This is a genomic window from Ectobacillus sp. (genome assembly GCF_056992975.1).
Genome location: NZ_JBXKMX010000300.1, coordinates 1 through 3,211, shown reverse-complemented (window position 1 = coordinate 3,211; position 3,211 = coordinate 1). Strand labels below are relative to the sequence as shown.

Genomic DNA, 3,211 nt, shown 5'->3' with positions numbered 1-3,211 from the left:
ATGTTTCGGTTTCATAGGGCAGCGCTGCTATGTCTGCTTGTGTAAATGAAAGTTCGGTCTGGTGAGTACGAGTATCTGCATATTCGATCATTTGGGTAGAAATGTCTACACCGTAAACACGATATCCATTTTTACTAAAATAGAATGATCCATAACCATCGCCGCAGCCCGCATCCAGAATCGTTGCGCCTTCAGAAACAAATGTTTGAAAAAAAGGAAGAATACTGCTTCTACTGCCTGTATTCCACATTTCCTTGCTTTTCTCATTCCATTCAATGGCCTGTTTATCCCACTTTTTTTGTACACTTTTGCTCCAACTAAAGGAATTCACTTACACAAAACCTCCTTATATGTAATTTTTATACATATTCAACAAATGGAAGTCGTTTTCCTCGTACGCTAAAAAACAAAACAGAACCTGTCCCCTTACTATTTAGTAAAACTACGTCATCGTAATTCGCCAAAACGTACCTAGCATTCCAAATCCTGAAGCTACTTTAATCTGATTATCACTCGTTTTAAATGTTTGACGAATCGTTGTAAAGAATACACCATTATGTACAGTCGTATCGGTCATTTCAATGTTTTCCTTGCCGTATCTGCATGTAAATTGTTGTTCTTCACATATAACACCATATTTCACTGCTAATTCACGGGAAAACGTTTGTAGAGATGGTCTCGTTCCAATTACAACAGCTACAAGTATTATACTTACTAAACCAAGTTGTAAAAACAGCCTGTTCATTTTCGTTCACTCCCTTCCACAAGTAAAAAAACTTGACATCGTCAAGTTTTTTTACTCACTTTCCCATATCCACTCCTGCTCTTTTTTATCAAAAAGCAAGACAGCTTTCTCACTAGCTTCTTCTTTCAATTCAACCAAACTTTCCATGATTTCGTCCATGTTTGTAAAAGAACCAATCACATAAACTGGAATTTCCAATCCTCGTTTTGTTTCTACCTTATTATGCAAATCGATAAGTAGCCCATCTTCAGTTAAGGGTAACAGCCGAAGTGCAATTTCTTTAGTTACGGCAGGATAAATCTTCGTTTTTTGAAATAACATGCGACGTTTCTTTCCGAAAGAGCCTAGCTTATATGGTATAACTTTACTTAATAGCCCTGCCATATCCTGCTGTCTTCGATAATACACTTTATTAAACCAGCCGTCTTCATGTGATAAATAAACGAATTTATTTTTTAGTAATGGAAAAAAAGGTTTTACAATTGGTTCTTTTTTATGAGCTAAATATAGCAGTTCAGCAATTTCCATAGGATCTAGCTCATCTAAATCATTCACATCATCAAAGTCAATCCAACAAAACTCACCGAATTGTTCTGTATCTGAAGCAATCAACTTTGGAATATTCTCTTCCTCAACATACTCGAGAAGAGTGTGATAATTGAAATCTGTCCATTCAAATTTGTGCTTTAGCAGAAGGACGTTATGAAGTGGAGATGGATTATTATTAGCAAATTCCCGAAACGTTATGCCCGACGAAAGATAACAATGATTTCGTCGATCTCCATTAATATAAATAATATCTTTTATTTGGTCAGATCCTCCAGACAAAGCACCTAGCCACCTTTGTATAATATAATTAGTACGACTTATTTTATCATGAAAATTTTTAGAAACATAGGAAAACGTCCGAATATAACTACATATTACCATTACATTTTATTTATAATTATTACAAAAAAGTTACATATGGTAAAACGTAAAGTGAATGTCTATTCGTTTCCCTGAAAATAGCTGCTTAATTACAAATAGACCATTGCTAAAAATCTTGAATTTTCAAGATTTTTAAAAACGGTCCAGTAGAAAATAATGAGAACGAAAACACGCAAACCATTATTTCTTTTTATTCATTATGATGCTGTGATTCTTTAGAAGATGATGTTTCTTTCTCTTTTTTCTTAAAAATAGATTGTAGTTTATCGAAAGTTTGCGGGGCTAATTCAATCGCTTTCTCCATTAAATGCGTTGTATTTTGAAGATGTAGGATGTTCACTCCCTCTTTGTTAACAACAAGGAAAGCAACTGGTGTTATGGATACCCCTCCTGCACTTCCACCACCAAAGGCAGGATTTTCACGACGGCTACTACCACTATCATTTGCATAATCGCTACCACCCGCACCAAATCCAAATGCAACTTTTGAAACTGTAAGAACAATCCCCCCATCTTTTGTTTCTACCGGTTCTCCAACAATCGTATTTACATCTACCATTTCCTTCAAATTTTCCATAGTTGCTCTCATTAATCCTTGAATGGGATGATCCACTAGCAATTCCTCCTTCTCTATTCTTTTCCTAGTTTTTCCGAAAATGCTAGAACTAAACATATAAATGTTGTAGTACGCGTATAGTTATCATAAAATTGATATAATTCTTCTAGTAATGAGGTGAAATGATGATTCGAAAACTTATGCAAAAAGATGATGAAATAGTCCAAACACTCCTACAACAAGAGCCGACCTACAATTTATTTATAATTGGCGATATAGAGGCATACGGGTATGAAAGTGAATTTCAAGAGCTTTGGGGAGATTTTACATCAGATGGAAAGTTACGTGCTGTTTTACTACGGTATCATCAATCTTTTATTCCATACGGTAAAGGAAATTTTGACGTTAGAGGATTTGTGTCATGCATTAAGAATTGTTCCGTCACAACATTTTCTGGAAAACCAAATATTATTGAGAAATTTGATGGGTTGCTTCCTGTATTAGAAAGGAAAAAGCGAATAGATACTTATTTTTGCGAATGTCAAAACGTCATTTTCCCAGAAACACAAAATCAAGTAAAGTTAGCTAGCTTACGAGAAGTTGATCAAATTATGAGCCTTCGCGAAAAAATCAAGGAATTTTATATTACGAAAGAATCAAGAACAATGCTAATTCAATCTATCGAAAATAAAACCGGAAGAACGTATTACATAGAAGTTGATGGAAGTATCGTTTCATGTGCTTCAACAGCAGCGGAGAATTCACAATCTGCAATGATTGTTGGCGTTTGTACAGATCCTAGTTTTCGTAAGAAAGGATTCGCTTCATCTGTAGTTGAAAAAATTATAGTAGATTTAATAACCGATGGAAAAACACTTTGCCTATTTTATGACAATCCTGCTGCAGGACGGATTTATAAACAGCTTGGCTTTAAAGATATTGGAATGTGGACAATGTATCGATGAAAGGTAACTAAATAA

At 34.8% G+C, this 3,211-nt stretch carries 5 protein-coding genes; 1 reads left to right on the top strand and 4 read right to left on the bottom strand.

What is annotated here, in order from left to right:
- The 4 genes from AC11ZT_RS13615 to ytfJ form a co-directional block, all read right to left on the bottom strand.
- Positions 1-331, bottom strand: a 331-nt coding sequence (locus AC11ZT_RS13615) for a class I SAM-dependent methyltransferase (protein ID WP_484060118.1), incomplete at its 3' end; no start/stop codon positions are given.
- Positions 332-442: 111 nt separating this feature from the next.
- Positions 443-745 (bottom strand): hypothetical protein, encoded by a 303-nt coding sequence (locus tag AC11ZT_RS13610; RefSeq protein ID WP_484060117.1) that lies wholly within the window; start codon positions 743-745, stop codon positions 443-445.
- A 51-nt stretch (positions 746-796) separates the two neighbouring features.
- On the bottom strand, positions 797-1,573 hold the full coding sequence (locus tag AC11ZT_RS13605) for an oxalate:formate antiporter (RefSeq protein ID WP_484060116.1): 777 nt from the start codon (positions 1,571-1,573) through the stop codon (positions 797-799).
- A gap of 292 nt (positions 1,574-1,865) precedes the next feature.
- On the bottom strand, positions 1,866-2,288 hold the full coding sequence (gene ytfJ / locus AC11ZT_RS13600) for a GerW family sporulation protein (RefSeq protein WP_484060115.1): 423 nt from the start codon (positions 2,286-2,288) through the stop codon (positions 1,866-1,868).
- Between the two features lie 128 nt (positions 2,289-2,416).
- Between ytfJ and AC11ZT_RS13595 the strand changes: the two genes are divergently transcribed.
- Entirely contained in the window at positions 2,417-3,196 is a 780-nt protein-coding gene (locus AC11ZT_RS13595; protein WP_484060119.1) for a GNAT family N-acetyltransferase, read from the top strand.
- Positions 3,197-3,211 lie beyond the last annotated feature (15 nt).

Coding starts and splice junctions, on each gene's coding strand:
- AC11ZT_RS13610 (WP_484060117.1), bottom strand. CDS start 745: ATGAACAGGCTGTTTTTACAACTTGGTTTAGTAAGTATAATACTTGTA.
- AC11ZT_RS13595 (WP_484060119.1), top strand. CDS start 2,417: ATGATTCGAAAACTTATGCAAAAAGATGATGAAATAGTCCAAACACTC.